Annotated in this window: 29 protein-coding genes; 13 read left to right on the top strand and 16 right to left on the bottom strand. The window is 71.9% G+C overall.

Annotated features, from left to right (window positions below):
• Positions 1–16: 16 nt before the first annotated feature.
• Positions 17–583 carry a CGNR zinc finger domain-containing protein gene (locus ASD90_RS00925; RefSeq protein WP_082588394.1) on the bottom strand — a complete coding sequence of 189 codons (567 nt, stop codon included), beginning with the start codon at positions 581–583 and terminating at the stop codon, positions 17–19.
• Between the two features lie 69 nt (positions 584–652).
• Between ASD90_RS00925 and ASD90_RS00920 the strand changes: the two genes are divergently transcribed.
• Complete coding sequence (locus ASD90_RS00920) at positions 653–1945, top strand: MFS transporter (RefSeq protein ID WP_056750366.1); 1293 nt, start codon at positions 653–655, stop codon at positions 1943–1945.
• Here ASD90_RS00920 and ASD90_RS00915 read toward each other — a convergent pair.
• Entirely contained in the window at positions 1867–2289 is a 423-nt protein-coding gene (locus ASD90_RS00915) for a RimK/LysX family protein (protein WP_056750364.1), read from the bottom strand. The two genes, ASD90_RS00920 and ASD90_RS00915, sit on opposite strands and share 79 nt — an antisense overlap.
• A gap of 78 nt (positions 2290–2367) precedes the next feature.
• Here ASD90_RS00915 and ASD90_RS00910 point away from each other — a divergent pair, with 78 nt between their 5' ends.
• Positions 2368–3561, top strand: a complete 1194-nt coding sequence (locus tag ASD90_RS00910) for a RimK family alpha-L-glutamate ligase (protein ID WP_056750361.1) — start codon at positions 2368–2370, stop codon at positions 3559–3561.
• A 23-nt stretch (positions 3562–3584) separates the two neighbouring features.
• On the opposite strand, the gene ASD90_RS00905 is transcribed toward ASD90_RS00910, so the two are convergent.
• The 4 genes from ASD90_RS00905 to ASD90_RS00890 form a co-directional block, all read right to left on the bottom strand.
• Positions 3585–4022 carry a cupin domain-containing protein gene (locus ASD90_RS00905; protein WP_082588392.1) on the bottom strand — a complete coding sequence of 146 codons (438 nt, stop codon included), beginning with the start codon at positions 4020–4022 and terminating at the stop codon, positions 3585–3587.
• A gap of 9 nt (positions 4023–4031) precedes the next feature.
• Positions 4032–4319, bottom strand: a complete 288-nt coding sequence (locus ASD90_RS00900; protein WP_056750360.1) for a Sec-independent protein translocase subunit TatA — start codon at positions 4317–4319, stop codon at positions 4032–4034.
• 180 nt (positions 4320–4499) lie between these two features.
• Complete coding sequence (locus tag ASD90_RS00895; RefSeq protein ID WP_056750357.1) at positions 4500–5327, bottom strand: DinB family protein; 828 nt, start codon at positions 5325–5327, stop codon at positions 4500–4502.
• Positions 5328–5436: 109 nt separating this feature from the next.
• Complete coding sequence (locus ASD90_RS00890) at positions 5437–6096, bottom strand: DUF4396 domain-containing protein (protein WP_235506336.1); 660 nt, start codon at positions 6094–6096, stop codon at positions 5437–5439.
• 176 nt (positions 6097–6272) lie between these two features.
• Between ASD90_RS00890 and ASD90_RS00885 the strand changes: the two genes are divergently transcribed.
• From ASD90_RS00885 to ASD90_RS00860, 6 genes are all read left to right on the top strand, one after another.
• Positions 6273–7169 (top strand): hypothetical protein, encoded by an 897-nt coding sequence (locus tag ASD90_RS00885; protein WP_056750354.1) that lies wholly within the window; start codon positions 6273–6275, stop codon positions 7167–7169.
• A 79-nt stretch (positions 7170–7248) separates the two neighbouring features.
• Positions 7249–8031, top strand: a complete 783-nt coding sequence (locus ASD90_RS00880; RefSeq protein ID WP_056750352.1) for an ABC transporter ATP-binding protein — start codon at positions 7249–7251, stop codon at positions 8029–8031.
• Entirely contained in the window at positions 8028–8789 is a 762-nt protein-coding gene (locus ASD90_RS00875) for an ABC transporter permease (protein ID WP_056750349.1), read from the top strand. Before ASD90_RS00880 ends, ASD90_RS00875 begins: the two co-directional genes overlap by 4 nt.
• Positions 8790–8829: 40 nt before the next feature.
• The gene (locus ASD90_RS00870) at positions 8830–9180 is read left to right on the top strand and encodes a DUF1048 domain-containing protein (protein ID WP_056750345.1); all 351 of its coding nucleotides are present in this window, start codon (positions 8830–8832) and stop codon (positions 9178–9180) included.
• Between the two features lie 4 nt (positions 9181–9184).
• A complete protein-coding gene (locus tag ASD90_RS00865) occupies positions 9185–9958 on the top strand; it encodes a MerR family transcriptional regulator (protein ID WP_056750342.1) in 774 nt (257 codons plus the stop codon).
• Positions 9959–10053: 95 nt separating this feature from the next.
• The gene (locus ASD90_RS00860) at positions 10054–10290 is read left to right on the top strand and encodes a DUF1059 domain-containing protein (protein ID WP_056750339.1); all 237 of its coding nucleotides are present in this window, start codon (positions 10054–10056) and stop codon (positions 10288–10290) included.
• A gap of 77 nt (positions 10291–10367) precedes the next feature.
• Here the strand turns inward: ASD90_RS00860 and ASD90_RS00855 are convergent, their stop codons facing one another.
• The 9 genes from ASD90_RS00855 to ASD90_RS00815 all read right to left on the bottom strand — a co-directional run bounded on the left by ASD90_RS00855 (position 10368) and on the right by ASD90_RS00815 (position 20520).
• On the bottom strand, positions 10368–10802 hold the full coding sequence (locus ASD90_RS00855) for a VOC family protein (protein ID WP_056750337.1): 435 nt from the start codon (positions 10800–10802) through the stop codon (positions 10368–10370).
• An 84-nt stretch (positions 10803–10886) separates the two neighbouring features.
• Complete coding sequence (gene dnaB, locus ASD90_RS00850) at positions 10887–12275, bottom strand: replicative DNA helicase (RefSeq protein ID WP_056750334.1); 1389 nt, start codon at positions 12273–12275, stop codon at positions 10887–10889.
• 433 nt (positions 12276–12708) lie between these two features.
• Positions 12709–13488, bottom strand: coding sequence for a glucosamine-6-phosphate deaminase (locus tag ASD90_RS00845; protein WP_056750332.1), 780 nt, complete (start codon positions 13486–13488; stop codon positions 12709–12711).
• On the bottom strand, positions 13488–14549 hold the full coding sequence (locus tag ASD90_RS00840; protein ID WP_056750329.1) for an ROK family protein: 1062 nt from the start codon (positions 14547–14549) through the stop codon (positions 13488–13490). The genes ASD90_RS00845 and ASD90_RS00840 overlap by 1 nt, the downstream gene beginning before the upstream one ends.
• Positions 14546–15979 carry a beta-N-acetylhexosaminidase gene (gene nagZ, locus ASD90_RS00835; RefSeq protein WP_056750328.1) on the bottom strand — a complete coding sequence of 478 codons (1434 nt, stop codon included), beginning with the start codon at positions 15977–15979 and terminating at the stop codon, positions 14546–14548. The genes ASD90_RS00840 and nagZ overlap by 4 nt, the downstream gene beginning before the upstream one ends.
• 1 nt (position 15980) lies before the next feature.
• Positions 15981–16844 (bottom strand): carbohydrate ABC transporter permease, encoded by an 864-nt coding sequence (locus ASD90_RS00830; RefSeq protein ID WP_056750326.1) that lies wholly within the window; start codon positions 16842–16844, stop codon positions 15981–15983.
• A complete protein-coding gene (locus tag ASD90_RS00825; protein WP_056750323.1) occupies positions 16841–17788 on the bottom strand; it encodes a carbohydrate ABC transporter permease in 948 nt (315 codons plus the stop codon). The genes ASD90_RS00830 and ASD90_RS00825 overlap by 4 nt, the downstream gene beginning before the upstream one ends.
• A gap of 83 nt (positions 17789–17871) precedes the next feature.
• A complete protein-coding gene (locus ASD90_RS00820; protein ID WP_056750320.1) occupies positions 17872–19230 on the bottom strand; it encodes an extracellular solute-binding protein in 1359 nt (452 codons plus the stop codon).
• Positions 19231–19383: 153 nt separating this feature from the next.
• Positions 19384–20520 (bottom strand): ROK family transcriptional regulator, encoded by a 1137-nt coding sequence (locus ASD90_RS00815; RefSeq protein ID WP_200958512.1) that lies wholly within the window; start codon positions 20518–20520, stop codon positions 19384–19386.
• A 171-nt stretch (positions 20521–20691) separates the two neighbouring features.
• Between ASD90_RS00815 and ASD90_RS00810 the strand changes: the two genes are divergently transcribed.
• The 4 genes from ASD90_RS00810 to ASD90_RS00795 all read left to right on the top strand — a co-directional run bounded on the left by ASD90_RS00810 (position 20692) and on the right by ASD90_RS00795 (position 23961).
• On the top strand, positions 20692–20967 hold the full coding sequence (locus ASD90_RS00810; protein WP_056750318.1) for a DUF2277 domain-containing protein: 276 nt from the start codon (positions 20692–20694) through the stop codon (positions 20965–20967).
• A 159-nt stretch (positions 20968–21126) separates the two neighbouring features.
• Positions 21127–21753 carry a class I SAM-dependent methyltransferase gene (locus ASD90_RS00805; RefSeq protein WP_056750317.1) on the top strand — a complete coding sequence of 209 codons (627 nt, stop codon included), beginning with the start codon at positions 21127–21129 and terminating at the stop codon, positions 21751–21753.
• A 160-nt stretch (positions 21754–21913) separates the two neighbouring features.
• On the top strand, positions 21914–22624 hold the full coding sequence (locus tag ASD90_RS00800) for a DNA alkylation repair protein (RefSeq protein WP_056750314.1): 711 nt from the start codon (positions 21914–21916) through the stop codon (positions 22622–22624).
• Positions 22621–23961: an MATE family efflux transporter gene (locus ASD90_RS00795; protein ID WP_056750311.1), complete on the top strand. Its 1341-nt coding sequence runs from the start codon at positions 22621–22623 to the stop codon at positions 23959–23961. Before ASD90_RS00800 ends, ASD90_RS00795 begins: the two co-directional genes overlap by 4 nt.
• 21 nt (positions 23962–23982) lie before the next feature.
• On the opposite strand, the gene ASD90_RS00790 is transcribed toward ASD90_RS00795, so the two are convergent.
• Positions 23983–24465, bottom strand: a complete 483-nt coding sequence (locus tag ASD90_RS00790) for a DUF1772 domain-containing protein (RefSeq protein WP_056750309.1) — start codon at positions 24463–24465, stop codon at positions 23983–23985.
• A gap of 89 nt (positions 24466–24554) precedes the next feature.
• On the opposite strand from ASD90_RS00790, the gene ASD90_RS00785 reads away from it, so the two are divergent.
• On the top strand, positions 24555–25526 hold the full coding sequence (locus ASD90_RS00785; protein ID WP_056750306.1) for an AraC family transcriptional regulator: 972 nt from the start codon (positions 24555–24557) through the stop codon (positions 25524–25526).
• Positions 25527–25723 lie beyond the last annotated feature (197 nt).

Raw genomic sequence — 25723 nt, 5'->3', positions numbered from 1 at the left:
CCGAGCGGGGCGGGGTTCAGCGGGTGCGGGCGCGGTGGGCGGCGGCCTTGACACGGCTCTGGCAGCGCGCCGAGCAGAAGCGCCGGGTGCCGTTCTTCGACCCGTCGACGTAGACGCGGTCGCACACCGGCGCCGCACACACCCCCAGGCGGCCGCCGAGGTCACTGCCGACCGCCATGGCCAGGCCCGAGGCGAGACCCGCCTGCCAGCCGCGTACGAAGCCGTCGTCGGGACCGTGGAAGTGCAGCTGGTAGCGGCCCTCGTCGTCGGGGTCGAGCCGCGGACGGGCGCCCGTCGCAGCGAGCAGGTCGTTGACGACCGAGGCCGCAGCCGCGAGGTCGTCGCGCTCCGCCGCCTCGAAGACGTCCCGGACCTGCGGCACGACAGTGAGGAGAGCGCCGGCCTCGGCGGATGTCGGCCGCGAGCGCCGCTCGGGTGACGAGGTCGCGTCGGCCACGCCGCGCACGAGGTCGTCCCCCGTCGGGGGTTCGTAGGCCGTCCCGTGGGCCTCGCCGGGGCTCGCGAGGTTGACGAGTGCCACCGTCGCGTCGAGCAGCCGCTCGACATGACTGTCGAAACGCACTTGACCAGTCACCTCCTCCTTCATAGTCTCGTGACTGCCAAAGTCTAGTTCGACAGTCAGGAGATCCGAGTGAGGAGCCACCGCGAGGCGACCGCACTGCCGCCCCAGCTGCGCCTGCTCATCCTCGCCCGGTGCGTCAACCGGCTCGGCGGCTTCTCGATGGCCTTCCTCGGTGTGCTCCTCGTCCGCGACCTCGGATCAGGGGCCGCCGAGACCGCGCTGGTCCTCACCTGCTTCGGCGTCGCGACGATCCCCTCGCGCATCGTCGGCGGTCACCTCACCGACGCCTGGGGCCACCGGTCGACGATGCTCCTCGGCCTCGTCGGCTGCGCGGTCGCCCAGCTCGTCATCGCCATGGCACCGGGCTTCGCCTGGGCCCTCCTCGGCGCCGTGCTCCTCGGGCTGGCGTACGAGGTCGTCGAGCCGCCGACGCAGGCGCTCGTCTCCGATCTCGTGCCCGAGGATGCCCGCGCTTTCGCCTACTCCGCGCTCAACGCCTCCCTCGCGGTCGCGGGCGTCCTCGCCGGGCTGGTCGCGGCCGCCGTCTCGGGCGCCGGCCTGCGGTGGCTGTTCGTCGTCGACGCGGCGACCTGCCTCGCCTGCGCCGCCCTCGTCGCCCGCCGCATCCCCCACGCCACCTTCTCGGTGGAGAACCGCCCGGTCAACGAGGACTCACGTCGAGTGGGCACCTCCCCACGCCCACGCCCACGCCACCGCATCACGCCCGTCGCCCGCGCTCGGTGGGCCGCAGCGCTCCAGGACCGGCGCCTGCGCCCGGTCGTCGCCTTCGGGACCGTCGCCGCCACCGTGACGATGGTCGTCGTGCTCGGGGTGCCGCTCCTCGTCGAGCAGCGCGGTCTGGCCCCGGCCGTCACGGGCTGGGTCCTCGCCGCCGGCGCCGCAGCCAGCGTCCCCGGCGCGTGGCTCGCCGCTGCACTGCGCCGCCGCACAGACGACGCCGGTGTCCTGCTCGTCGGCGAGGTGGTCGCCTCGGCCGGTCTCGCGACGATCGCACTCGCCGTCCACCCCGCGACGCTCGCCCTCGGCCTCGTCGCCTTCGACGTCGGCGGCCTCCTCGTCATCGCGACGACGATGGCCCGCGCCGGCACCCTGGCACCTGAGGGGTCCCGCGGCACCTACCTCGCCGTGCTGGGACTGACGTGGGGACTCGCCACGTCGGTCGCGCCGGTCGTCCTCACGACGCTCGGGACGGCATACGGCCCGGGAGCGCCGTTCGGTGCCGCAGCACTCGCCCTGCTCGCGACCGCCGTCGTGCGCGCGGGTCAGCGACCGCGGTTGCGGCGCCGGACGTCCTTGGGGGGCTTGCCGCCGGCATACGACCGCGAGGGGTCGACGACGTAGCCCTGGCGCAGCGCCTCCCGACCGACGAGCATCCGGAAGCCCATCCGGTCACGCTTGCTCAGCGTCACCTCTGCGGGGACCGTGCGGCCGGCGAGCGCGAGGTCGAGCCGCACGACGAGGCGCTTGGTCACGTGCCCCGACGAGCTGCGCACGCTGCGTCGGTCGTGGACCGGGCACTCGATGGTGTGGGCGTCGTCGGTGGCGTCCTGCCAGGGGTGCACCGTGAAGCGCACCCACGGCTCGCCGTCGCGGTCGAACTCCACGACGTCCTCGGCGTGCAGCGACGAGGTGCGAGCACCGGTGTCGATCTTGGCCTTGAGCCACGGCAGGCCGATCGCAGGCATGCCGACCCACTCCCTCCACCCGACGGGAGTGCTTGAATAGGCCGGCCCAGACACCCGCCCATCTTGGCAGGACCCTGCATGAAACTCGCGATCCTCTCGCGCGCGCCGCGTGCCTACTCGACGCAGCGTCTCCGCACCGCAGCGCTCGACCGCGGGCACCAGGTGAGGGTGCTCAACACGCTCCGTTTCGCCATCGACCTCTCGGGCCCGGAGCCCGACCTGCAGTTCCGCGGGCGCCCGATCTCCGACTACGACGCGGTGCTGCCGCGCATCGGCAACTCGATCACCTACTTCGGCACGGCCGTCGTGCGGCAGTTCGAGCAGATGGACGTCTACACGCCGAACACCGCGAACGGCATCTCCAACGCGCGCGACAAGCTCCGCGCCGCGCAGATCCTGTCGCGCCACAACATCGGCATGCCCGCGACGACGTTCGTGCGCAACCGCGCCGACGTCATGCCGGCCATCGAGCGCGTCGGCGGCGCGCCCGTCGTCATCAAGCTGCTCGAGGGCACGCAGGGCATCGGGGTCATCCTCGCGCCCGACATCAAGATCGCCGAGGCGATCATCGAGACGCTGCACAGCACGAAGCAGAACGTCCTCATCCAGAGCTTCGTCACCGAGAGCCGGGGCCGTGACATCCGCGCGCTCGTCGTCGGTGACCGCGTCGTCGCCGCGATGCGGCGACGGGCCAGCGGCGACGAGTTCCGCTCCAACGTCCACCGCGGCGGCACCGTCGAGGCGGTCGAGCTGACGCCGGAGTACGAGCAGGCGGCCGTGCGTTCGGCGCAGATCATGGGCCTGCGCGTCGCCGGCGTCGACATGCTCGAGGGCAACGACGGCCCCCTCGTCATGGAGGTCAACTCCTCCCCCGGTCTCGAGGGCATCGAGACGGCGACGAAGCTCGATGTCGCCGGCGCGATCATCGACCACATCGCCGGCCAGGTCGCCTTCCCCGAGATCGACGTGCGCCAGCGGCTCACGGTCTCGACGGGCTACGGCGTCGCCGAGCTCGTCGTGCACGCCGGCGCCGACATCATCGGCAAGACGATCGGCGACTCGGGGCTCGAGGAGCGCGACCTGCAGGTGCTCACCCTGCACCGCGGCACGAGCGTCGTCCCCAACCCGCGGCGCCGCGTCGTGCTCGAGGCCGAGGACCGGCTGCTGTGCTTCGGCCGCCTCGAGGAGATGCGCTCGATGATCCCGGAGCGGCGTCGCCGCCGCGCCAAGGTGCGCCGGCTGCCGAACGACCCGATCCACACCGTCGCCTGACGGGCGACCGATGGCGTATGCCGTCAGGCGCGGGGCGTGACGTAGATCTTGCGGAGCGTCTCGGTGACCGTCCACACCGTGCGCGCACCCTCGGGCAACCGCACGACGGAGCCGGGTCCGAGCTCGAGCGTCGCACCGCCCTCGACCGCGAGCGCGGCCCGGCCGGAGAGCACGACGAAGACCTCATCGGCCTCGACGTCCGTGACCGTGCCGGGGCTCATCTCCCAGACGCCGACCTCGGCGCCGGCGACCTCGGCGAGAGTCGTGACGGCGGCGGTCGGCGCTCCGCCGAGCACCTCCACCCCGGCGGGGACCTGCTCGTCCAGGGGCTCGGTGCGCACGTCGCCGACGAGGAGCGCCACGGTCGCGCGCTCGGTCGCGGGCTCGGTGTCGGCCACGGCGTGGGGCTCCGTGTCGCGCTCGAGCTCGGGCTCGGGGAGGGCGGAGGGGTCGCTCGTCACGGTCGCAGACTAGTGCGAGCCGCTCGCGTGCTTCCGGGTCTCGAACTCGGCACGCAGCCGGGCGACCTCGGCCTCGGCGGCGGCCGCGCGGTCGTCCGCCTCGGAGACGGCGCTCGTGGCGGAGCCGACGTGGTTCTCAGGGACGTCGGCCGAGGTCCGCATCTGGTCGACCTCCGACTTGAAGATGCGCGCCGACCGCCCGAGGCTGCGGGCCATGTCGGGCATGCGCTTCCAGCCGAAGAGGAGCACGACGGCGAGGGCGATGATGCTCAGCTCCGGCCACCCGAGATCTGCCACGGGAACCTCCTGGGTTCGGCGGTCGGCGGGGTCGGCGGTTGCACGCGCCCGCGCACGCATGGTGATGGAGCAGTGTAGGAGCCGTGGGTGGGAAACCGCCGGGAACCGGCTGTGAGGTCGCCGGGCGACCGGGTCAGCCAGCGCCGGGTCAGGGGGTGGCCGGGTCAGTGGGTGGCCGGGTCAGTGGGTGGCCGGGGCGGGGTCGCCCGCGCCGGCGGCGAGGGCGTCGAGGTCCCGCTCGGCGTAGAGGCGGTGCTGCCACTCCTCGTTGAGGATGGTGCGCAGGATGCGGGTCACGGCATACGACTCGGGCTCGGGGTAGCCGGGCGCGGTGACGGGCTCGGTGGTGCCCGCGAGCGCCTCGTCGGTGAGCCCGTCGACGACCCGGCGCACCGTCGCCGTCCGGTCGGCGCGCAGCGCGAGCACCTCGTCGAGCGAGGGGCGCGCGTCCCGGTCGCGAGGCACGGGCGGGCTGTCGGGCATGTCGTCGTGCGGCAGGTCGAGGGCGTCCCACGGCTCGGGCTCACCGAGGAGGGCGCGACACACCCACGCGTCGGTGGCGAAGACGAGGTGCCGCTGGGTCTCGATGAAGGACCACTCGCCGTCGACGCGCTCGTGCAGCTGGTCGGCCGGGAAGGTGCGGGCGCGCGCGACGGTGCCGGCCCAGAGCCGCTCGAGGACGTCCCAGGCCTCGCGGTAGCCGGCGGCGTCGGTCGGTCGCATCTTGGGCCGGTCGGGGTCCCGGCGGTCGAGCTCAGCCTCGATGAGGGGCGCCACGTCGACGCCGTTGATGACGAGGTTCTCGACGTCGCCGGTGATGTCGACGTCCTCGAGCCAGACGTCGCGGGCGCGAAGGCCCCGCAGGTCGACCTGGCGCAGCGACGCACCTCGCAGATCGACGTCGTGGAAGGTGGCGCGGTCGAGGTAGACGTCCTCGAAGGAGGCGCCGGTGAGCCTGGCCCGTTCGAAGCGGGCGCCGGTCTGGTCGTCGTAGGTCACATCGGTCATCGCAGTCCCCTTCTCCCAGAGGCCCGTCCGCCCCTGATGCTGTCCTCGGACCACCACCGGGCCCACCATTGGCAGCGTAGGGCCGTACCCGGACGTTCGGCGTCCGCCGTCAGCGCGTCGTGCTGACGGCCGCGTGGGTCGCCGCGCTGGGAGATGCCAGCCCGTCGGCGACCGCGACGACGAGCCCACCGAGCATGAACGCGGCGATCGCCGCCGCCAGGGCCGGCGCGGGCAGGTCGGGGATGAAACGGCGCGCTCCGGTGACCGCAGCGGCCGACCCGTGGTGCTCGTGCGTCAGGGCGTGGCCCTTGCCGCGGGCGAGCAGGTAGCGGTTCACCGGGTAGGCGGCGAGGAACGCCGCGACGAGCGAGATCGACATCCCGACCCAGAAGACGGCGTTGACGAGCCCCGCGTCCATGGCACCCGGGATGACGGCCATGACGAGGTTGTCGACGACCTCCATCGTGAGGATCGAGACGGTGTCGGCGGCCACGACGAGCCCCAGCGCGGCGCCGAGCGTCAGACCACTGCGCAGCAGGGGCAGGCTCGAGAGTGCGTAGCCGAAGAGAAACGCGAGCGCCACGGACAGCGCGATGGTCGCCCCCGTGGCGAGCCCGACCGCCGTGCCGATCATGAGGCCGAGGATCTCTCCGATCGCACAGCCCGTGAGGCAGTGCAGCGTGGCACTGGCCGCCATCGAGGCGAGCCCTCCACCGTGGGCCGCGCGCGCCTCGTGGGCTGCGTGATGGGTGTGCGCTGGGTGGTTCATCGTCTCGTCCTTCCGGTCCCGGGAGCTGCGGGGACCCGCTGGGCCCGCCACCCGGCATACCCCCCACGGGTATGCCCTCCGGTCCGGTCAACGCGGCCGCGCCGCCACCCATTCCCGGGACCACGAAGTTCGGGGTCGCCTGACACGGCTGGGGGCGATGGACAAGGATTGGACCCGTGACAGAGCCCGTCGACGACGACCACGCGCACCGGATCCTGCTCGATCATGCCGACCGGAAGGTGACCGGTCCGCTGGAGGACCCTGCCGTCCTCGCAGCGGTTGTCGGGGTCGAGCGGCTCGTCGTCGCAACGGGATCGACCGATGAGGCCGTGCTGCGGTCTGCGCTCACCGGTGACGTCGTGGCGGACGCCGATCCCGACCGGGTCGCCGCCCTGGTCGCCGAGGCGAGGAGCCACGTCATGGCCGGGCTCCTCCGGCGCGCCACCGGGCAGGCCGTGGACGCCGGCATCGTCAACCCGGCCTCCGGTGGCTACGAGATCACGACCGATGCGACCCTCCTGCGCGCCGCCGTTCGGGCCGCCCAGGGGTCGATCGACGCCATGCCCTACTACGGCGCCCGCTACGGTGCGCGCGGTTCACGGTTCGCCACGACGGACTCCGCGTGGCTCGTCTCGCTCGCGACCCTGGCCGAGGACCGCGCGGTGCACCAGGTCGAGTGGCTGTCGCGGGTCCTCGCCGCCCGGGGGATGCCCTCCTGGCTGCTCGAGATCCACCTCGACGCGCTGGTGTCGGAGGTACGTTCGGTGGCGGACTCCGGCGCGGTGGGATCGCTGCCGGTGGCCGCGGACGCCTTGGGTCGGGCGCGACGGCGCCATGTCGACGACGACCTCCTCCGCTCGGCGGACAGCTGGGCCGACGAGGTGCTCGGCGACGCCCTGCCGGTACCGCGCGCCGGGGCCCTGATGGCCGCCGCCGTCGCCGACGAGCGCGCGGGGGTGACGCGGGACGACCGGGCCCTGGTCGACTGGCTCACCGACTCCGCGCGGTCCGACGAGAGCGCCACGGCCCGGCTGCTGGGCGTGCGTCAGCGCATCCTCGATGAGGCGCGCTGACGGGTCACCGACCGGCTGGAAAAATCGGTACAGATTGCCGCTTGACCTTGACGCTGCGTCAGGGTTGCACGCTGTACGCATGACCACTCAACCAGCCATCGAGATCGCCGGGCTCACCAAGTCCTACGGCGACCACGCAGTGCTCACGGGCGTCGACCTGAGCGTCCCCGCGGGCACCATCTTCGCCTTGCTCGGCTCCAACGGCGCCGGCAAGACCACGGCGGTGAAGATCCTGTCCACGCTGCTCAAGGCCGACGGCGGGACCGCCTCCGTCAACGGGCACGACGTGTCCACCGAACCCGAGAAGGTCCGCGAGTCGATCAGTCTCACTGGGCAGTTCGCCGCCGTCGACGAGATCCTCACCGGCCGCGAGAACCTCGTGCTCGTCGCCCGGCTGCGGCGCCTCGAGGGCTCGGGAGCGATCGCCGACGCCCTGCTCTCGCGGTTCGGCCTCACCGACGCCGCCGGGCAGCGGGTCGCCACCTACTCGGGTGGCATGCGCCGTCGCCTCGACATCGCGATGAGCCTCATCGGCGACCCGCCGGTGCTCTTCCTCGACGAGCCGACGACGGGGCTCGACCCCCAGTCGCGGATCGAGGTGTGGAAGACGGTGCAGGAGCTGGCCGGCCGCGGCACCACCGTCCTGCTCACCACGCAGTACCTCGACGAGGCCGAGCACCTCGCCGACCGGATCGCGGTGCTCCACGACGGCCGCATCATCGCCGACGGCACGCTCGCCGAGCTCAAGCAGCTCCTCCCGCCGGCCAAGGTCGAGTACGTCGAGAAGCAGCCGTCCCTCGAAGACATCTTCCTCGCGATCGTCGGTCACGACGGCGCCGCCAGCCAAGGAGCCCAGCGATGACCACCTACGTCCTCCACGACACCGACGTCCTGCTCAAGCGGTCCCTGCGCCACATCCTGCGCAGCCCGGACACCATCATCACCACCGCCGTCACCCCGATCGCCATGCTCCTGCTCTTCGTCTACGTCTTCGGCGGGGCGATCGACGTGGGAGGCGCCTCCTACGTCAACTACCTGCTGCCCGGCATCCTGCTCATCACCGTCGCCTCCGGCATCGCCTACACCGCCTTCCGGCTCTTCACCGACGTCTCGGGCGGCATCTTCGAACGGTTCCAGTCGATGCCGATCACGCGCTCGGCGTTCCTGTGGGGGCACGTGCTGACGTCGGTCGTGGCCAACATGACCTCGCTCGTGCTCGTGGTCCTCGTCGCCCTGGCGATGGGCTTCCGCACCGGCGCCGGTGTGCTCGCCTGGCTCGCAGTGCTCGGGATCATGCTGCTCTTCACCCTGGCGCTCACCTGGCTCGCCGTGATCCCGGGGCTGACCGCCAAGACGGTCGACGGCGTGAGCGGCTTCTCCTACCCGCTGATCTTCCTGCCCTTCGTCAGCTCGGCCTTCGTGCCCACGGAGAGCATGCCCGGCCCCGTGCAGTGGTTCGCCGAGCACCAGCCGGTCACCTCGATCGTCAACACCATCCGCAGCCTCTTCGCGCAGCAGCCCGTCGGCAGCGACGGCTGGGTGGCCCTCGCCTGGTGCGTCGGGCTCCTCCTCGTCGCCTACGCGCTGGCGATGCGCACCTACCGCAGCAAGCTCGCCTGACACCGCCGCCGTCCCCACCACCCGCGAAGGAGACACCGTCATGAACAACCTGCTGACCAAGATCATCGGCGACAAGAAGGAGTGGAAGGCCATGGAGGCGCGGGCACGCACCCTGCCCCGCGACTACCGGGTCGTCTACGGCGAGATGAAGTCCTACATGTGGCGCTTCACCTCTGGCGATGGCATGGACGTCGTCGCGGTCCTGAAGGACGTCCTCGAGCTCTTCGAGACCAGTGCCGCCGAGGGCAGGCACGTCCTGGACGTCACCGGGAGTGACGTCGCGGCGTTCTGCGACGAGCGACTGCGCGGCGTGACGACGTACGCCGACACGTGGCGGTCCACGCTGAACCGCGAGGTCGCCGCGCAGGTGTGCGCGAAGGTCGCAGAATAGGGCCATGCTGACCATCAGCCAGCTCGCGTCGTATGCCGGCGTCACCGTCCGCACCGTCCGGCACTACCACGCCAAGGGGCTGCTGCCCGAGCCCGAGCGCGACCACTCGGGCTACCGGCGCTACGACGCTGCAGCGGTCGTCGAGCTGGTCCGGATCCGCACCCTGGCCGACGCGGGGGTGCCCCTGTCTCGGGTGCACGAGCTGCTGGAGGCGGGTGACGAGGAGTTCGCGGCGGCGGTCGAGCAGATCGACCGCCGCCTGCGCGCCGAGATCCGCGAGCTCCAGCGGCACCGGGAGCGCATCGCCAAGCTCGCAGCAGGTGACAGCCTGGCGCTGCCGCCCGAGGCGGTCGCCTACCTCGACCGGATGCGCGAGTTCGGCTTCCCCGAGCGACTCATCGAGGTCGAGCGCGACAGCTGGATCCTCATCGCGGCGCAGATGCCGGACGAGGTCGCGGCCTTCATGGAGATCAAGCAGACCCAGATCGAGCACGAGGTGCTGCGCCGGCTCTACCTCGACGTCGGCGACCTCGTCGACTGCACCCCCGACGACCCGCGTCTGCCCGCCCTCGCCGACCGGGTCGCCGCCTTCATCGAGGCCGCGTCGGCGGAGGCCGAGGGCATCGAGGACGTGCACCCCGTGAGCGACGACCTGGTCGCGCTCCTCGACGCGGCGTTCCTCGAGTCCTTCGCGTGCGCGGGCCGGCTGCTGGAGCTGCTCGAGGAGCGCGGCTGGACCGGCTGGACCGACATCCGGCGCCTGGAGCCCGCGGTGTGAGCGCTGATCCCACCGAGGGCCCGGTCGGCCCTGTCACATCTGCCCCGTCCCGATCGTCAGTAGTGCAGGACAGCACACGAGAGAAGGAGATGACCATGAAGACCATGACCTGCCGAGCACTCGGAGGACCCTGCGACCTCGAGCACCGGGCCGAGACCGCCGACGAGATCATCAAGGCCCAGGACCGCCACCTCAAGGAGGCGGAGAAGGCCGGCGACGGCACCCACCAGGAGGCACGTGAGGCCATGAAGGGCCGGTGGCGGCACCCGAAGAAGTCCATGGCCTGGTACACCGACACCAAGCAGAGGTTCGCCGCCCTGGCCGAGGACTGACCTCGACCCCGTCCCCGCGACGTGACCGCCCACCCGGACCACCGGCTGGGCGGTCACTCGCGACGGGCGACCGTCGCTCAGTCGAGGCAGAACTCGTTGCCCTCGACGTCCTGCATCACCTGGCACGACTCGTTGAAACCGTCGGCGCGCAGGAGCGTCCCTCGGGTGGCACCGAGCGCGACGAGCCGGGTGCACTCGGACTCGAGGGCCGCCAGGCGCTCGTCACCGACGAGCCCCGTGCCGACCCGGACGTCGAGGTGGACCCGGTTCTTGACGACCTTGCCCTCGGGGACGCGCTGGAAGAACAGGCGCGGGCCCACACCGGTGGGGTCGGAGCACGCGAACGCCGAACCCTGACGCTCCGGAGGGAGTGACTGGTCGAACTCGTCCCACGAGGCAAAACCCTCGGGCGGTGGCGGCACCTCGTAGCCGAGCACCTCGCACCAGAAGCGAGCGACCCTCTCGGGTTCCGCGCAGTCGAACGTGACCTGGACCTGTCTCACCGACGCCATGGATCCACCCTAGAGGCGTGGCCTTGGAGGCGACCACGCCATTTCGCCCGTGTGCGAGCGGCCTGTGCTGCCAAGGGATCCGGGTCAGAAGTTGTTGGCCATGTTGGTGAAGCGGCTGAAGTGACCCTGGAAGGCGACGACGATCGTGTCGGTGGGACCGTTTCGGTGCTTGGCCACGATGAGGTCAGCCTCGCCCTCGCGCGGGGAGTCCTTCTCGTAGGCGGCCTCGCGGTGCAGCAGGATCACCATGTCCGCGTCTTGCTCGATCGACCCGCTCTCGCGAAGGTCGCTCATCGCGGGCTTCTTGTCGGTGCGCTGCTCGGGACCACGGTTCAGCTGCGAGATCGCGATGACCGGGACCTCGAGCTCCTTGGCGAGCAGCTTGAGCGCACGCGAGAACTCCGAGACCTCCTGCTGGCGCGACTCGACGCGCTTGCCCGAGCTCATCAGCTGGAGGTAGTCGATGACGACGAGCTTGAGGTTCTCGCGCTGCTTGAGCCGGCGGCATTTGGCACGGATCTCCATGAGCGACATGTTCGGCGAGTCGTCGATGAAGAGCGGTGCGTCGGAGACTCGGCCCATCGTCGAAGCGAGGCGGGTCCAGTCCTCCTCGCGCATCGTGCCCTTGCGCATGTGCTGCAGCTGGATGCCGGCCTCGGCCGAGAGCAGACGCATGGTGATCTCGGTGCGGCTCATCTCGAGCGAGAAGACGACGGCAGCCATCTTGTGCTTGATCGCAGCAGACCGGACGATGTCGAGTCCGATGGTCGATTTTCCCATCGCCGGTCTGGCGGCGATGACGATCATCTGGCCGGGGTGCAGACCGTTGGTCAGGGCGTCGAAGTCGGTGAATCCCGTTGGTACACCGGTCATCTCGCCGGATCGGCCGGATGCGACCTCGATCTCGTCGACCGTGGCCTCGATGATGTCGCCGATGGCGTGGTAGTCCTCGCCGCCGCGCTTGTCGGCGACGGCGTAGACCTCGGCCTGCGCCGCGTTGACGATGTCCTCGACGTCACCGCCGCCCTGCGCGTAGCCGAGCTGGACGATCCGGGTGCCGGCCTCGACGAGGCGGCGCAGCACGGCGCGCTCGGCGACGATCTGGGCGTAGTAGCCGGCGTTGGCCGCGGTGGGCACCGAGGCGATGAGCTGGTGGAGGTAGGCCTGGCCCCCGACGCGCCCGAGGTCGCCGCGCTTGGTCAGCTCGTCGCTGACGGTGATGGCGTCGGCGGGCTCGCCGCGACCGTAGAGGTCGAGGACGGCGTCGTAGATGAGCTCGTGCGCGGGGCGGTAGAAGTCGGTGCCCTTGAGCTGCTCGACACAGTCGGCGATGGCGTCCTTGGACAGGAGCATGCCGCCGAGGACGGACTGCTCGGCCCCGACGTCCTGGGGCGGGAGGCGGTCGTCCGGAGGTCCCCCGTCACGGGTCGACGACGACGCGAACGCGCTCGTGCTCAGCTCATCGAGCGACACGTGCTCCCCTTCCCCTGAGTGATGAATGACATCAGTGCAACTTGGTCCACACCAGTAGACAACGTCGTGCCGACAGTGCTGGAACGAGGGGGGACGAGTCCTACCCAGCTCGCGCGCTCACCCTCCCGAGGAGCACCCGACCCACCGTAGGTGCGGGGTTCGACCGACAACAACCTCAGGAGCCATCCGCGCCGAACCGCCTGTGGACAACCGGTGGACGGTCATCCCCGACACGCCGTCAACAGGTGTGGACAAGGTGTGTGCACAACTGTGGGCATGTGGCGCCGGTCACACGAGTTCGTGCTCGCTGACCTGCATAAACGCCTTTCCACGGGGTGTGGAGAACAAGTTCCTCACCCCTGTGCGCTGTCCACAGCGGTATGCGACACGCCCGAACGTGGGGTATGGCGTCCCGCTGGGTCCCCGCGTCCGTTTACAGCCCGGCGGCCGAGGCGTCGTAGTAGTCCCGGTTGCGCAGGCCCGAGGCCGCGGCCCCGTCGAGTACGGCGGTCGCGTCGGCGTGCCATTGGAGCACCGACGCGGGGCACGACGCCGACAGCGGACCCTCGAGCGCGGCCGCGACGGCCGCCGCCTTGCCCCGCCCGGAGGCGACGAGCACGAGCCGCCGCGCGTCGAGGACGGTGCCGAGTCCTTGGGTGACACAGTGCGTCGGCACGTCGTCGATCCCGTCGAAGAAGCGCGCGTTGTCATGACGCGTCCGGTCCGACAGGCGCTTGACCCTGGTCCGCGACGACAGCGCCGACCCGGGCTCGTTGAAGCCGAGGTGGCCGTTGGCGCCGATACCGAGGATCTGCACGTCGACACCACCCGCGTCACGGATGAGGCGCTCGTACTCCCTTGCGCCGGAAACGAGCTCGTCCTCGTCGTGGCCGGAGCCGTCCGGCACGTGCAGCCGGTCGGGCGCCAGTCCCAGCGGCCCGCAGACCTCGCGCAGCAGCACCTCGCGGTACGACTGGGGATGCCCCGCGGGCAGGCCGACGTACTCGTCGAGCGCGAACCCGCTGGCACCGCGCAGGTCGAGGCGGCCGCTCGCCACGGCCCCCGCCAGCTCGGCGTACAGCCCGAGCGGGGAGGATCCGGTGGCGAGTCCGATGACGGGCTCGGGGCGGCGGGCAGCGGCCAGCCCCTCGATGACGACCGACGCGGCTCGGCGTGCGACGTCGGCAGGCGTGGGCAGGACGAGGACCTCCATCAGCCCACCCTCTCACCGGGCAGGGCGACGTCGGGACTGGCGTCCGGGGACGCGACCGCGGCCAGGCGTGGGACGTCCGGGACACCGAGCCAGGCAGCTCCGAGCGCGGCCACGGGCACGTCGGCAGGCAGCAGCTCGACGCGGTCGGGCAGGCCGAGGACGTCGATGATCCTCGAGCTGCGTGCCCGCCGCATCAGGTCTGCACGGATCCCGTCGAGCAGGGGCGCGCCCAACCCGGCGAGGCCGCCGCCCACGACGACACGCTCGGCGCCCGAGGCCAGGGCGAGCACCTGGACCGCCAGACCCACCCCCGTGCACAGCACGTCGACGGCGGCGCCGGCGAGGGCGTCACCGGCAGCCGCCGCAGCGAAGGGGTCCCGTGCTCGACGCCGCGTCGCGGGCCAGAGCCGGGCGAGCGCGGACCCTGAGGCCACGGTCTCGAGGCAGCCGACCTGGCCGCACGTGCACGGCGCGTCCCCGCCCACAGGCAGGTGCCCGATCTCGCCTGCCGCACCGTCGATCCCGCGGACCACGATCCCGTCGCGCACGACGGCCGAGGCCAGGCCCGTCCCGAGGTTGAGGTAGGCCAGCGCCGACTCGCCTCCACGGTCGTCCGACCCGCGTGCCGGCCCGACGCCCGCCACAGACCCCGCGGACCCCGCGGACCCCGCGGACCAGGACCCGCGCAGGCGCCAGGCGCCGAGGGCGGCGGCCTTGACGTCGTTCTCGACCGCCACGGGGACGCCGAGGCGCGCCGAGAGCTCGCCGGCGAGGTCCAGGGACTCGACCTCGAGGTTGACGGCGTGCCGGGCGAAGCCGCTGACCGGGTCGACGAGCCCGGGCATGCAGGCCCCGACCGGCACCGTGGCACCACGACCCCGCGCGCGAGGCGCGTGCGCATCGAGGACCTCCCGTGCAAGCCGCACCGCGACGTCGACGACTCCGGACGCACCGCGTCCGGACGGCGCCGAGCGCATCGCCTGCACCGAGCCGTCGGCCACGAGGGCCACAGCCGTCTTCGTCCCGCCGATGTCGATGCCGAGCCGGTGCCCCGCCGTCATCGCGCGGGCACCCCGAGGTAGCGGCCGAGGGCCTGGGCCACGACGACGGAGCCGCCGAAGGTCACGAGGTCGGCTCCGCCGCGCGGCCAGCCGCAGTCGACGACGATCGTCGGATGTCCCTGTGCGCGAAGCCGTTCGGCGACGTCCCACAACGGGTGCCCGGCCGCGAGACCGCGACCGGCCACGGCGACCCTCGCCCCATCCGGCACGTCCGGCTCGGCGGTGGTCAGCCCGGCGGCATCCGGCCCCCAGGCGACGCGTCCGACGGCGAGGTTCGGGTCGGACGCGACCTGCACGATGACGGCGTCACCGGGCGCGTCGAGCCACGCCCGGACCGCACCGCCCACCTCGAAGCCCCCGACGAGAGCGCCATTGGCCCATGCCGGCTCCGCCGCGTCGTCATCCTGCACGAAGTTCGCACCCACGCCACCCATGGCGAAACCCTTGGACAGCAGGGCGACCCGCGCCGCCGCCTCCCCGAGGCGGTCGACCGGCAACCGCCCGGACGCCGCAGCCTCCACGAGCGCCTCGACGACGGCGAGGTAGCAAGCCTCCGTCGTCTCGGACCCGACGCAGAGCAGGTCGCACCCCGCCACGAGGGCGCGCACGGACGCCTCGGGGATGCCGGTCTCCGCCGAGGCCCCGGCCATGTCGAGGGCGTCGGACACGATGACACCCTCGAAGCCGAGACGGCCGCGCAGCACGTCCCCGAGGACGATCGGCGAGAAGGTCGCCGGACGCTCGGCGTCGATGGCGCTGACGACGACGTGGGAGGTCATGATGCACGCGACGCGAGCCTCGATCGCTGCGCGGAACGGCTCGAGCTCGCGCACGTCGAGCACGTGCGCCTCGGCGTGCACCCGGGGCAGCGCGTGGTGCGAGTCGGTGACCGTGTCACCGTGGCCAGGGAAGTGCTTGGCGCACGCCGCGACGCCCACCGACTGCACGCCCTCGACATAGGCGGCGGAGTGCCGGGCCACGTGGGCGGCGTCTGCGCCGAAGCTGCGCACCCCGATGACCGGGTTCTCGTCGGCCGAGTTGACGTCGACGACGGGCGCCAGGTCGAGGTTGATGCCGTATGCCGCGAGCTCGCGTCCGATGGCCGAGGCGGAGCTCCGCGTCAGCCCGGTGTCGTCGAGGCGCCCGAGCAGCGCGTTGCCGGGCTGCGTCGAACCGGTCGGGTAGTGCAGCCGCGTCACGTCACCGCCCTCCTCGTCGACGGCGACGAGCAGGTCGGGCGCGGCCTCCCGCAGCGACGCGCACAGGGTCGCCAGCTGGTCGGGGTCCACCACGTTCGCGCCGTAGAGGCAGACGGAGGCCAGCCCGGCGGCATACTCCCGCTCGATCCACGCGGGGACGGTGGTGCCGACGAAACCGGGCATGAGCGTGCCGACAACGAGGCGCCGCAGCGCCTCTCGTGAGGTGTTCATCTCAGCCCTTCAGCGCTCCGCCGACGAGGCCGTTGCTCATGCGTCCCTGGACGACGAGGAAGAAGACGATGACGGGCACCGCGACGACGGTCGACGCGGCCATGACCTGGCCCCAGTCGGTCTCGCGGGTCGCGCTCGCCTGGACGAAGCCGCGCAGCCAGAGCGGCAGCGTGCGGGACTGCTCCTCGGTCATGACGACCAGCGCCACGGTGAACTCGTTCCACGCCTGGAGGAACGCGTAGACGCCCGACGCGACGAGCCCGGGAGCCAACAGGGGGAACGTGATCCGCAGGAAGGCCTTGGTGCGCGAGAGGCCGTCGACCATGGCCGCCTCCTCGAGCTCGACGGGCACGCCGGCGACGAAGCCGCGCAGCATCCACACGGTGAAGGGGACGACGGCCGCCGTGTAGAGCAGGGCGAGGCCGAGGACGTTGTTGAGCAGGCCCACCGAGCTCATCATCTTGTACTGCGCGATGAAGAGTCCCTCCGCGGGCAGCATCTGGATGAGCAGCAGCGCGAGGATGAACGAGCGTCGGCCGCGGAAGCGGAAGCGGCTGATCGCGAGGGCCCCGAGGAAGGCGATGACGATGGCCGCGGCGACGGTGACGAGGGTTACGGCGAGCGAGATCCCCAGCGCCCGAACGAAGCCCGCGTCGCCGAAGACCGTGGCGAAGTTGTCGAGGGAGCCGCCGAAGGGCAGGAAGGTCGGGGTGCTCGACTGGAGGGTCACCTTGTCGAGGAAGGCCGAGTTGAGCATCCAGTAGACGGGGAACGCCCAGACGAGGGCGACGAGGACGGCGACGACGGTCAGCACCGAGCGTCGGGTGGACCGACGCGAGCGGGCGGGGGCGAGGATGCGACTCACGACTCCTCCTTCATGAGCGAGCGGACGTAGTACCAGCTGATGGCGACGGTGAGCAGGAGCATGACGATCGAGACGGCACTGGCCATCCCGAAATCGCCTGCGCCCGTGCCGAGCTGGTAGATGAACGTGCCTAGCAGGTGGGTCTCGTTGGCCACGCCACCGGCGTCCTGGAGCAGCTTGATCTGCGTGAAGACCCGGAGGTCCCAGATGAGCTGGAGCAGCAGGACGATCGAGATGACCGGCGCCACGAGCGGGAGGATGATGTGCCGGAGGCGTTTCCAGCCTCCCGCGCCGTCGATCTCGGCTGCCTCGAGCACCTCCGGGGAGAGCTGGGTCAGCCCGGCGTAGATCGAGAGGGCCACGAACGGCACGCTCATCCACACGACGATGACGGCCGCCACGACGAGGAACGAGAGCGGCTCGACGAGCCAGTTGTGCCCCTGCGCGTCGACACCGACGCGCTCGAGCGCCCAGTTGAGCAACCCGTTGCGCCAGTTGACGATCCACGTCCACACCGTCATCGAGGCGACGACCGGCATGGCCCAGGCGAGCAGGAGCGCGACCTGGAGGACGAGACGCCCGGCGCGGGTGACCGCGCCCATGAGCAGGGCGAGACCGAGGCCGATCGCCACCGTCGACAGGGCGCACACGATGCAGAAGGCGATGGAGCGTCCGACGATGACCCAGAGCTCCGGGTCCGTCACCAGGGTCGCGTAGTTCGACAGACCCACCCACTCGGGCGGCTGGCCGAACTGCTGCATCATCCCGAAGTGCTGGAAGCTCGTGACGACCTGCCACCCGACGGGGTAGCCGAGCGCGGCGACGAGCAGGACGAGCGAGGGGAGCACGAGCCACGCGGGCGTGTGCCGTCGGGCGGGGCGGGCGGGAGCCGTGGGCTCCGGTGCCGGGGCGGTCTCGGGGGGAGCGGTCGCCGTGGAGGTCATGGGCGGGCCTTTCGAACCTGGCGTCCGGCGGTCGGGCGGGAGGGGGTCCCGACCGCCGGACGTGGTGTCACGCGACGGTCAGGTCACTTGAGGTTGAGCAGCGGCGTGATCTTCGCGTCGTACTCCTGGGCCAGGGCCGTGAGGTCGGAGGCGTCCCGGATCTTGGAGAAGAACTCCTCCATGATCATCTTCGACTCGACGGTCGCCCAGCCCGGAGCAGCCGGGGTGAGCTTGGAGTTGGTCGCGGAGTCGATGAGGGCCTTGGCGAACTGGTCGTCACCGAGGGAGCTGACGTAGTCGGTGTTGGCCGGGCCGAGGCCGGCGCCGCCGAGCTTCTTCTGGTAGTCCGCGGAGAAGATGATCTTCAGCAGCTCCTTGGAGAGGGCCTGGTTCTGGCTGGCCTTGGAGATGGCGATGTTCGAGCCACCGGCGAAGACCGGGGCGGGCTTGCCGTCGTTGCCCGGCAGGACGAAGGCGCTGAACTTCTTGTCGTTCCACTCGCGGACCTTCTTGCCGTCCTTCTCGACGAGGTCGCCGATCGACCAGTGGGCCCAGCCCGGCGCCATGATCGTCGCGGCGGCGAGGGACGTCTTGCCCGTGACGTTGCCGGACTCGTCGAGGATCTCGTCGGCGTCGTTGACGTAGAGCCAGGGCGTCTGGTCCTTGGCGTCGGCCGGGGCCTTGGACGCGTTCTTGTAGAGGTCCTGCAGCTGGGTCAGGCCTTTGACCGTGTTGGGGTCGGCGAGCGTCGAGACCCACTGGCCGTTCTCCTGCTTCGCGAGCTCGCCGCCGTTGGCGAAGATCCACGAGACGCCGTTGCGCCAGTCCTGGCCGCCGAGGAAGAAGCCGGAGAAGTTCTTGATGCTGCGCGGGTTCTTCGTCGTGATCGTCTTGACCGCGGCGTTGAACTCGTCGAGGGTCTTCGGCGCGGCGACGCCGGCCTCCTGCCAGACGTCCTTGCGCGCGAACATGTAGCGCGAGCCGAAGTAGTAGGGCAGGGCGTACTGCCTGCCGTCGACGCTGCCGACGTCGACGAAGGACTGGAGCAGCTTGCTGCCGCCGAGCTCCTGGTACATGTCCGACACGTCGCTGAAGGCACCGACGTTGGTGAAGGTCGGGCTCTGCGTGTTGCCGATCTCGGTGACGTCGGGCGTGTTCTTCGGGTCGGGCAGCGAGGTCGTCAGCTTGGTGACGAGGTCGCCCCAGCTCTGCTCCTCGATCTTGAGGGTGGCACCGGTCTTGGCCTTGAAGGTGTCCTGCAGGTAGGTGCGCAGCTCCTTCGGGGTGTCGGTGCCGGCGAGCCAGAGGGTGATGGACTTGCCGGCGTTGCCCGACGCACCCGCCGAGGGGTCGGTGGTCGAGCCGGTGGCACCCCCACCGCACGCGGTGAGGACGAGCGCCGCAGTGGTCGTGGCCACGGCCAGACCCAGGGTCTTCTTCATTCCTTGTCTTCCTTTCGAAGGGCCGCGGTGCGGACCGGTTGTTCGCTGGACGCGAGTGGAGGAGTGTCCCTGTGGAGGGGAGTTCGAGGGGGTGGTGCGCTGTCGTGGGCCGAGGGCGTATGCCGTCCGGCCCGGTCAGGGTGGACGGCGGGGTCAGGCGACCCCGAGCTGGTCCCAGAGGACGAGGACGGCGGCGCCGCGCAGGACGATGTCGTCGGAGCGGTGCGCGAGGCGCACCGTGAGGTCGGTCGTGGTGCGGGCGAGGAGGCGGGTCCGGAGGGTCTCCTCGACGGCGTCGCGCAGGACGCCGCCGAGCAGGTGCTCGGGGCCGCTGAGGACGACCTCCGAGAGGTCGAGGGCGGCGACGACGGGGGCGAGGGCGATGCCGAGGCGCTCGCCCGCCTCGCGCAGCGGCTCCTGCGGGTCGTCGGAGAGCGCCGCGGCGAGCGCCTTCTCGAGGTTGGGGGCCGAGATCCACGTCTCGAGGCAGCCGACCTTGCCGCAGCGGCACATGGCGCCGCCGTCGGTGCCGACGGTGACGTGGCCGATCTCGCCCGCGGCGAAGTGCGATCCGCGGACGCGCTGGCCGCCGACGATGAGGCCGCCACCGACACCGCGCCCGATCTTGACGAGGACGAGGTCGTCGCCGCCGTCGCCGAGCGTGTAGTCGGCGTGGACCGCGGCGTCGGCGTCGTTGACGACGAAGACGGGCAGGCCGGTCGCGTCGGCGACGATGTCACGCAGCGGCACGTCGTTCCAGCCGAGGTTGGGGGCCGTGTCGACGACGCCGCCCGGGCCGACGATGCCGGGGGTGCCGACACCGATGCCGAGCAGCGGCGCCGTGGCGGCCGCGATGACCTCGTGCACGAGGTCGAGGACGGTGTCGACGACGGCCTGGCCGGAGTCGTCGCCGATCGGGCGCTCGGCGCGGACGAGGATGTTGCCGTCGAGGTCGAGCACGGCGGCGCGCAGCATCTCGTGGGCGGCGAGGTCGACGCCGATGGCCTGCAGGCCCGTGCGGTTGACGTCGACGAGGGTGCCCGGCTTGCCGGGGCGCACGACCTCGGAGGGGCCGAGCTCGACGGCGTGACCGCTGTCCATGAGCTCGGAGACGAGGTCGGAGACGGTCACCTTGCTCATCCCGAGGCGGCGGGCGAGGTCGGCCCGGCTCATCGCACCGACCGAGTAGAGCATCTGGAGCACGAGCGAGAGGTTGTGCCGGCGGCCGTGGGCGGGCAGCACGGCGGTGCGGGGGGAGACGCGGCGGGCTCGCGGCAGTGCGGTGGTCACGAGAGTTAGTAAAGTTTACTAACTCTCAGTTTGGCAACCCCTTCGGCGAGAAATGTTCACCGTCGCGCCGCCGGGTCGAGGTGATCTCGACGCCGACGCCGCTCGCGCGATCACCTCGAAGGGTGCGAGCGGCAGGGACCGCGGGTCGGTGCCGCGACATACAGTCGAGGTATGTGCCGCAACATCCGACAGCTCCACAACTTCGAGCCGCCAGCGACGAGCGACGAGGTCCGTGCCGCCGCGCTGCAGTACGTCCGCAAGGTCAGCGGGAGCACCAAGCCCAGCCACGCCAACCAGGCCGCCTTCGACGAGGCGGTCGAGGCCGTCGCGCACGCGACGGCCCACCTGCTCGAGCATCTGACGACGACGGCTCCGCCCAAGGACCGCGAGATCGAGCGCCAGAAGGCGCGCGAGCGCAACGCGGTCCGCTTCGGCACCCCGGCCTGACCCGCGCCGGCTGACCTCGCTGTCGTTCTCCGTCGCCGGCCCTCGCGGCCCTCGCGGCGCTCCTCGCGCTGCTCGCCGCCCTTCTCCGCCGGGCCCTCGCCCCGCCGGAGATCCCGGTCATCACCCTGCACGGCGGGTGAGCTCCCCTACGCTGGCCGCATGGGCATCTGGGCCACCCAGGTCACGCCGCGGCTCGTGGCGGCCGGGAGCGAGGACGAGAAGGTGCGCGCCCTCCGGGCCCGGGCCTGCGGGGGTCTGCACGGCGAGGTCGTCGAGCTCGGCTTCGGCAGCGGCCACAACGTCGGGCTCTACCCGAGCGCCGTCACCCGCGTCGTCGCCGTCGAGCCGTCCGACCTCGGCTGGGAGCTGGGGGCGCGGCGCCGCGCCGGCAGCCCGATCCCGATCGTCCGGGGCGACCTCGACGGCCAGTGGTTGAGCCTCCCGGACGCGAGCGCCGATGCCGTCCTGTCGACGTTCACGCTGTGCACCATCCCCGACGTCCACCGTGCCCTCGCCGAGGTCCGGCGCGTGCTCCGACCGGGCGGCGCCCTCCATTTCCTCGAGCACGGCATCGCGCCCGAGGAGGGCGTCCAACGGTGGCAGCGCCTCCTCGAGCCGGTGCAGAAGAGGGTCTTCGACGGGTGCCACCTCACCCGCCCGATCGACCGACTGGTCGCGGAGTCCGGCCTCGTCATCGAGGAGATCGACCGGGCGTACGCACTGACGCCCAAGCTCATGCGGCCGTGGGTCTTCGGCTACCTCGGCCGCGCCGTGCGACCGGCCTGACGACGAGCGCGACCCAGCCCTCCGGCATACCCCCTCGTCCGGACAGTGAGAGGACGCATCGGCGACGATCCGCACGGACAGGGGACGTGCGGCGATGCGAGGGCCACGACCGGGGTGACGGCTGACCGCCCCGGTCGGCGACGCCGACTACGGTTGGCGCATGACGATCGGCGCGCACCCCGACCTCGTGTCGGAGGTGCGGGCCGCTCTCCTCGCCGAGGCCGACGCGGAGCGGGCAGCCGGTCAGCAGCGCTACATGAAGTCGGCCATGCCGTACTTCGGTCTGACGTCCCCGCAGCTCAAGGCCGCCCTGACTCCCCTGCTCCGCGACCCCGGGCTCGCCATGGAGTCACGCGAGCAGTGGGAGGCGACCATCCGCGCCCTGTGGGACGGCGCCACCCACCGGGAGCAGTGGTATGCCGCCATCGCCCTCGCGCGACACCGCCCCTACCGCGCGTGGGTCGACAGCGACGCGATGCCGTTGTGGGAGAGGCTGATCCGCGCTGGGGCGTGGTGGGACGTCGGCGACGACATCGCGACGCACCTCGTGCGTGACACGGTGCTCGCCCACCCGACGGTGGAGGGCCTGCGGATGCGCGACTGGGCCGGCTCGGACTCGCTGTGGGTGCGCCGAGCGGCGATCATCTGCCAGGTCGGCGCGCGTGACCGCCTCGACCAGTCGCTCCTCGCCGACGTCATCGAGCCCAACATCGACGACCCGGACTTCTTCAGCCGCAAGGCGATCGGCTGGGCCCTGCGTGACCACGCCCGCATCGACCCGCAGTGGGTGCGCTCGTTCGTCGCCGCCCACCCGGACCTGTCCGGCCTCTCGCGACGCGAGGCGCTCAAGCACCTCGGGCCGCTCACGTGAGCCCCACCTCCCCGCTGCCCACGAGCCACCGGCGCGAGATCGTCCGTCTCGCGGTCCCGGCCTTCCTCGCCCTCATCGCCGAGCCGCTCTTCCTGCTCGCCGACTCGGCGATCATCGGACACCTCGGCACCGCCGAGCTCGCCGGCCTCGGGGTCGCGAGCGCGGCCCTCGTCACGGCGGCCGGCATCTTCGTCTTCCTCGCCTACGGCACGACGAGCATCGTCGCGCGTCACCTCGGCGCCGGCGACGAGCGCTCCGCGGTGAGCGCCGGCATCGACGGGTTCTGGTTGGCCCTGGGCCTCGGCGCCGTCACCGCAGCCGCCGTCGCGGTCTGGGCGGGTCCGATCAGCGCGGTCTTCGGGTCGTCCCCCGCCGCGCACGAGCAGGCGACCACCTACCTGCGCATCTCGGCCCTCGGCATCCCCGCGATGCTCGTCATCCTCGCCGTCACCGGCGTGCTGCGCGGCCTGCAGGACACGACGACTCCGCTGGTCGCCTCGGTCGTCGGCTTCGGCGCCAACATCGTGCTCAACGTCGTCTTCGTCTACGGGTTGCACTGGGGCATCGCCGGATCCGCGTGGGGCACGGTCATCGCCCAGACCGGCATGGGCCTCGCCCTCGTCACCGTGCTGCTCGTCAAGGCCCGGGCCAGGCACGCCCGGCTGCGCCCGCACCCAGCACGTGTCCTCGCAGCCGGACGCACCGGCCTACCCCTGCTCGTGCGCACCCTGGCGCTGCGCGCGACGCTGCTCGTCACGACGTGGGTCGCGGCGTCGCTCGGTGACGTCACGCTCGCGGCCCACCAGGTGGCGATGACGGTCTGGTCGTTCCTCGCCTTCGCGCTCGACGCCCTCGCGATCGCGGCCCAGGCGATCACCGGTCGCGCGCTCGGTGCCGGCGACCGGGGCGGCGTCCGGCTCGCGATGGGCACGATGGTCCGCTGGGGCGTGTGGGGCGGGCTGGCGCTCGGGCTCGTCATCGCCGGGCTGCACTCGGTCGTGCCGGCGCTCTTCACACCCGACCCGGCCGTCCAGGAGGCGCTCGGCGCGGCCCTCGTCGTCGTCGGGCTCGGGCAGGCGGTGGCCGGCTACGTCTTCGTCCTCGACGGCGTGCTCATCGGCGCGGGCGACGGCCGGTGGCTCGCCTGGGGCATGGTCGCAACGTTCGTCGCCTACCTCCCCCTCATCCTGGCCGTGCGGTCCGCCGGACCGAGCGGCTCCCCGACCCGCGACGTCGTCGTGCTCTGGGCCGCGTTCACCGCCTTCATGGTGATCCGCGGCGTCGGGCTCGGGTGGCGGGCCCGGGGCGACGACTGGATGGTGGTCGGCGCCCGCTGACCCGCCCGCTGACCCGCCCGGTCAGCCGCCCTTGACCACTCCCGCGACGAGGAGCCCCGCGGACGCCAGCGACAGCGCGGCCCGCACGTGGTTCATCGCGACCCAGCCCGGCGCGTACCCCTGCCAGGCCGTCGCCGCGGCGGTCGAGCCGGCGTCCACCCGACCGAGCGCGTCGTTGCGGGGCACGTGGTAGGCCGCGGTGACCCCGAGGGCCACGACCCCGGTGAGCGCGCCGGCGACGAGCAGTGCGCGGGCACTGCCGCTCGAGCGGGCGAGGGCCCACCCGCCGACGGCGAGCGACCCGAGCCCCGACACGGCGAGCGGCACGGCGAGCCCGCGCGGGGCGGTGACGTTGATGGCCTGCATGGCACGCACGGCGTCCCCGGCGGCGAGCCGGTCGAGCGCCGGCATGACGAAGGTCGAGAAGCCGACGAAGACACCCCCGAGCACTCCGGTGCCGAGGGCGGTGGCGAGGGTGACGGTGCGCATCAGAGTGGTGTCCATGACTCCATGACACCGCGTCCGCATGAGCAGGTGAATACGCATTCGGCTCATCAACCTCAGCGATCGTCTCACCGGCGTACGGTGGGGCGATGGACACCCTGAGCACGGTCATGGACGGCCACCGCGCCCGTGGCGCCTCCCTGCTGCGCTGCGAGATGGCAGCCCCGTGGGCGCTCCGCATCGAGGACGAGGCCGCCCTCGGGCTCGTCGTCATGGTCTCGGGCAGCGCCCACGTCGTCCCCGCGCACGGCGCCCCGATGCGGCTCGACGAGGGGGACCTCGCGCTCGTCAAGGGCACCCACCCCTGGGTCTTTGCCGACGCCGTCGCGACCCGGCCGAGCGTCGTCATCGGGGCCGGCAACGTCTGCCGGTCGCTGACGGGCGAGCACCTGGCGCTGTCGCTGGGTCTCGGCACCCGCACGTGGGGCAATGCGGGCGACCGACCCGGCGACACCACCTTCCTCACCGCGTCGTGGGAGCTCGCGAGCCAGGTGACCGGCCGCCTGCTCGACGCCCTCCCCGACGTGGTGGTCATCCCGGCGGACGAGGCCGACCCCACGCTGGCCGGGCTGCTCGCCCGCGAGGTGCAGCGCGACCTGCCCGGTCAGGACGTCGTGCTCGACCGGCTCGTCGACCTCGTGCTGATCGGCGCCGTACGCCAGTGGTTCTCGCGCGCGGACGGCTCGGCGCCGTCGTGGTGGAGCGCGGGCTCCGACCCGCTCGTCGGCCGCGTGCTCGCGCTGCTGCACGACGAGCCGGGCCACCCCTGGACCCTCGACCTCCTCGCCGCCCACGTCCACGTGTCGCGGGCAACCCTGTCGCGCCGGTTCACCGAGCTCGTCGGCCAGTCGCCGATGGCCTACCTCACCCAGTGGCGGCTGGCGCGGGCCGCCGACCTGCTCCGCGAGGGGGGCCTCGGAGTCGAGCAGGTCGCGCACACGGTCGGCTACGCCAACGCGTTCGCCTTCAGCGCCGCGTTCAAGCGTGCGCACGGGTCGTCGCCGCGCGCGTTCCGCTCGGCGCCGGTCCCACCGGGGGCGTCCACCCCCGTCCCCGGCTGACCTCGCGCACCGAGACGGGCGCGTATGCCGCCACGCCGGGTCGGCGCGGCCCCTTCGGACCGCGCCGCCGGAGTCAGGGCCAACTGCTACCGGTTTCCCAGTCTTCTTTAAGGTCCGGCGTTCATAGTCGATCTCGTGAGTTGCTCCTGTGCGACTCGGTGATCTCCTCCCCCTGTCGGATCACCGGGTCAAAGAGC

The sequence above is a fragment of the Terrabacter sp. Root181 genome (assembly GCF_001428505.1).
In the GTDB taxonomy this organism is placed as follows: Bacteria; Actinomycetota; Actinomycetes; order Actinomycetales; family Dermatophilaceae; genus Terrabacter.
The sequence above is the reverse complement of the archived record's forward strand: the minus strand, read 5'-3'. Positions and strand labels throughout refer to the sequence as shown.

What these genes read in the sequence shown, in the direction of transcription:
- ASD90_RS00915 (WP_056750364.1), bottom strand. Translation starts at nt 2,289, where the DNA reads ATGCCTGCGATCGGCCTGCCGTGGCTCAAGGCCAAGATCGACACCGGT.
- ASD90_RS00910 (WP_056750361.1), top strand. Translation starts at nt 2,368, where the DNA reads ATGAAACTCGCGATCCTCTCGCGCGCGCCGCGTGCCTACTCGACGCAG.
- ASD90_RS00895 (WP_056750357.1), bottom strand. Translation starts at nt 5,327, where the DNA reads ATGACCGATGTGACCTACGACGACCAGACCGGCGCCCGCTTCGAACGG.
- ASD90_RS00890 (WP_235506336.1), bottom strand. Translation starts at nt 6,096, where the DNA reads ATGAACCACCCAGCGCACACCCATCACGCAGCCCACGAGGCGCGCGCG.
- ASD90_RS00880 (WP_056750352.1), top strand. Translation starts at nt 7,249, where the DNA reads ATGACCACTCAACCAGCCATCGAGATCGCCGGGCTCACCAAGTCCTAC.
- ASD90_RS00875 (WP_056750349.1), top strand. Translation starts at nt 8,028, where the DNA reads ATGACCACCTACGTCCTCCACGACACCGACGTCCTGCTCAAGCGGTCC.
- ASD90_RS00870 (WP_056750345.1), top strand. Translation starts at nt 8,830, where the DNA reads ATGAACAACCTGCTGACCAAGATCATCGGCGACAAGAAGGAGTGGAAG.
- ASD90_RS00865 (WP_056750342.1), top strand. Translation starts at nt 9,185, where the DNA reads ATGCTGACCATCAGCCAGCTCGCGTCGTATGCCGGCGTCACCGTCCGC.
- ASD90_RS00860 (WP_056750339.1), top strand. Translation starts at nt 10,054, where the DNA reads ATGAAGACCATGACCTGCCGAGCACTCGGAGGACCCTGCGACCTCGAG.
- ASD90_RS00855 (WP_056750337.1), bottom strand. Translation starts at nt 10,802, where the DNA reads ATGGCGTCGGTGAGACAGGTCCAGGTCACGTTCGACTGCGCGGAACCC.
- ASD90_RS00845 (WP_056750332.1), bottom strand. Translation starts at nt 13,488, where the DNA reads ATGGAGGTCCTCGTCCTGCCCACGCCTGCCGACGTCGCACGCCGAGCC.
- ASD90_RS00840 (WP_056750329.1), bottom strand. Translation starts at nt 14,549, where the DNA reads ATGACGGCGGGGCACCGGCTCGGCATCGACATCGGCGGGACGAAGACG.
- nagZ (WP_056750328.1), bottom strand. Translation starts at nt 15,979, where the DNA reads ATGAACACCTCACGAGAGGCGCTGCGGCGCCTCGTTGTCGGCACGCTC.
- ASD90_RS00825 (WP_056750323.1), bottom strand. Translation starts at nt 17,788, where the DNA reads ATGACCTCCACGGCGACCGCTCCCCCCGAGACCGCCCCGGCACCGGAG.
- ASD90_RS00820 (WP_056750320.1), bottom strand. Translation starts at nt 19,230, where the DNA reads ATGAAGAAGACCCTGGGTCTGGCCGTGGCCACGACCACTGCGGCGCTC.
- ASD90_RS00810 (WP_056750318.1), top strand. Translation starts at nt 20,692, where the DNA reads ATGTGCCGCAACATCCGACAGCTCCACAACTTCGAGCCGCCAGCGACG.
- ASD90_RS00805 (WP_056750317.1), top strand. Translation starts at nt 21,127, where the DNA reads ATGGGCATCTGGGCCACCCAGGTCACGCCGCGGCTCGTGGCGGCCGGG.
- ASD90_RS00800 (WP_056750314.1), top strand. Translation starts at nt 21,914, where the DNA reads ATGACGATCGGCGCGCACCCCGACCTCGTGTCGGAGGTGCGGGCCGCT.
- ASD90_RS00790 (WP_056750309.1), bottom strand. Translation starts at nt 24,465, where the DNA reads ATGGACACCACTCTGATGCGCACCGTCACCCTCGCCACCGCCCTCGGC.
- ASD90_RS00785 (WP_056750306.1), top strand. Translation starts at nt 24,555, where the DNA reads ATGGACACCCTGAGCACGGTCATGGACGGCCACCGCGCCCGTGGCGCC.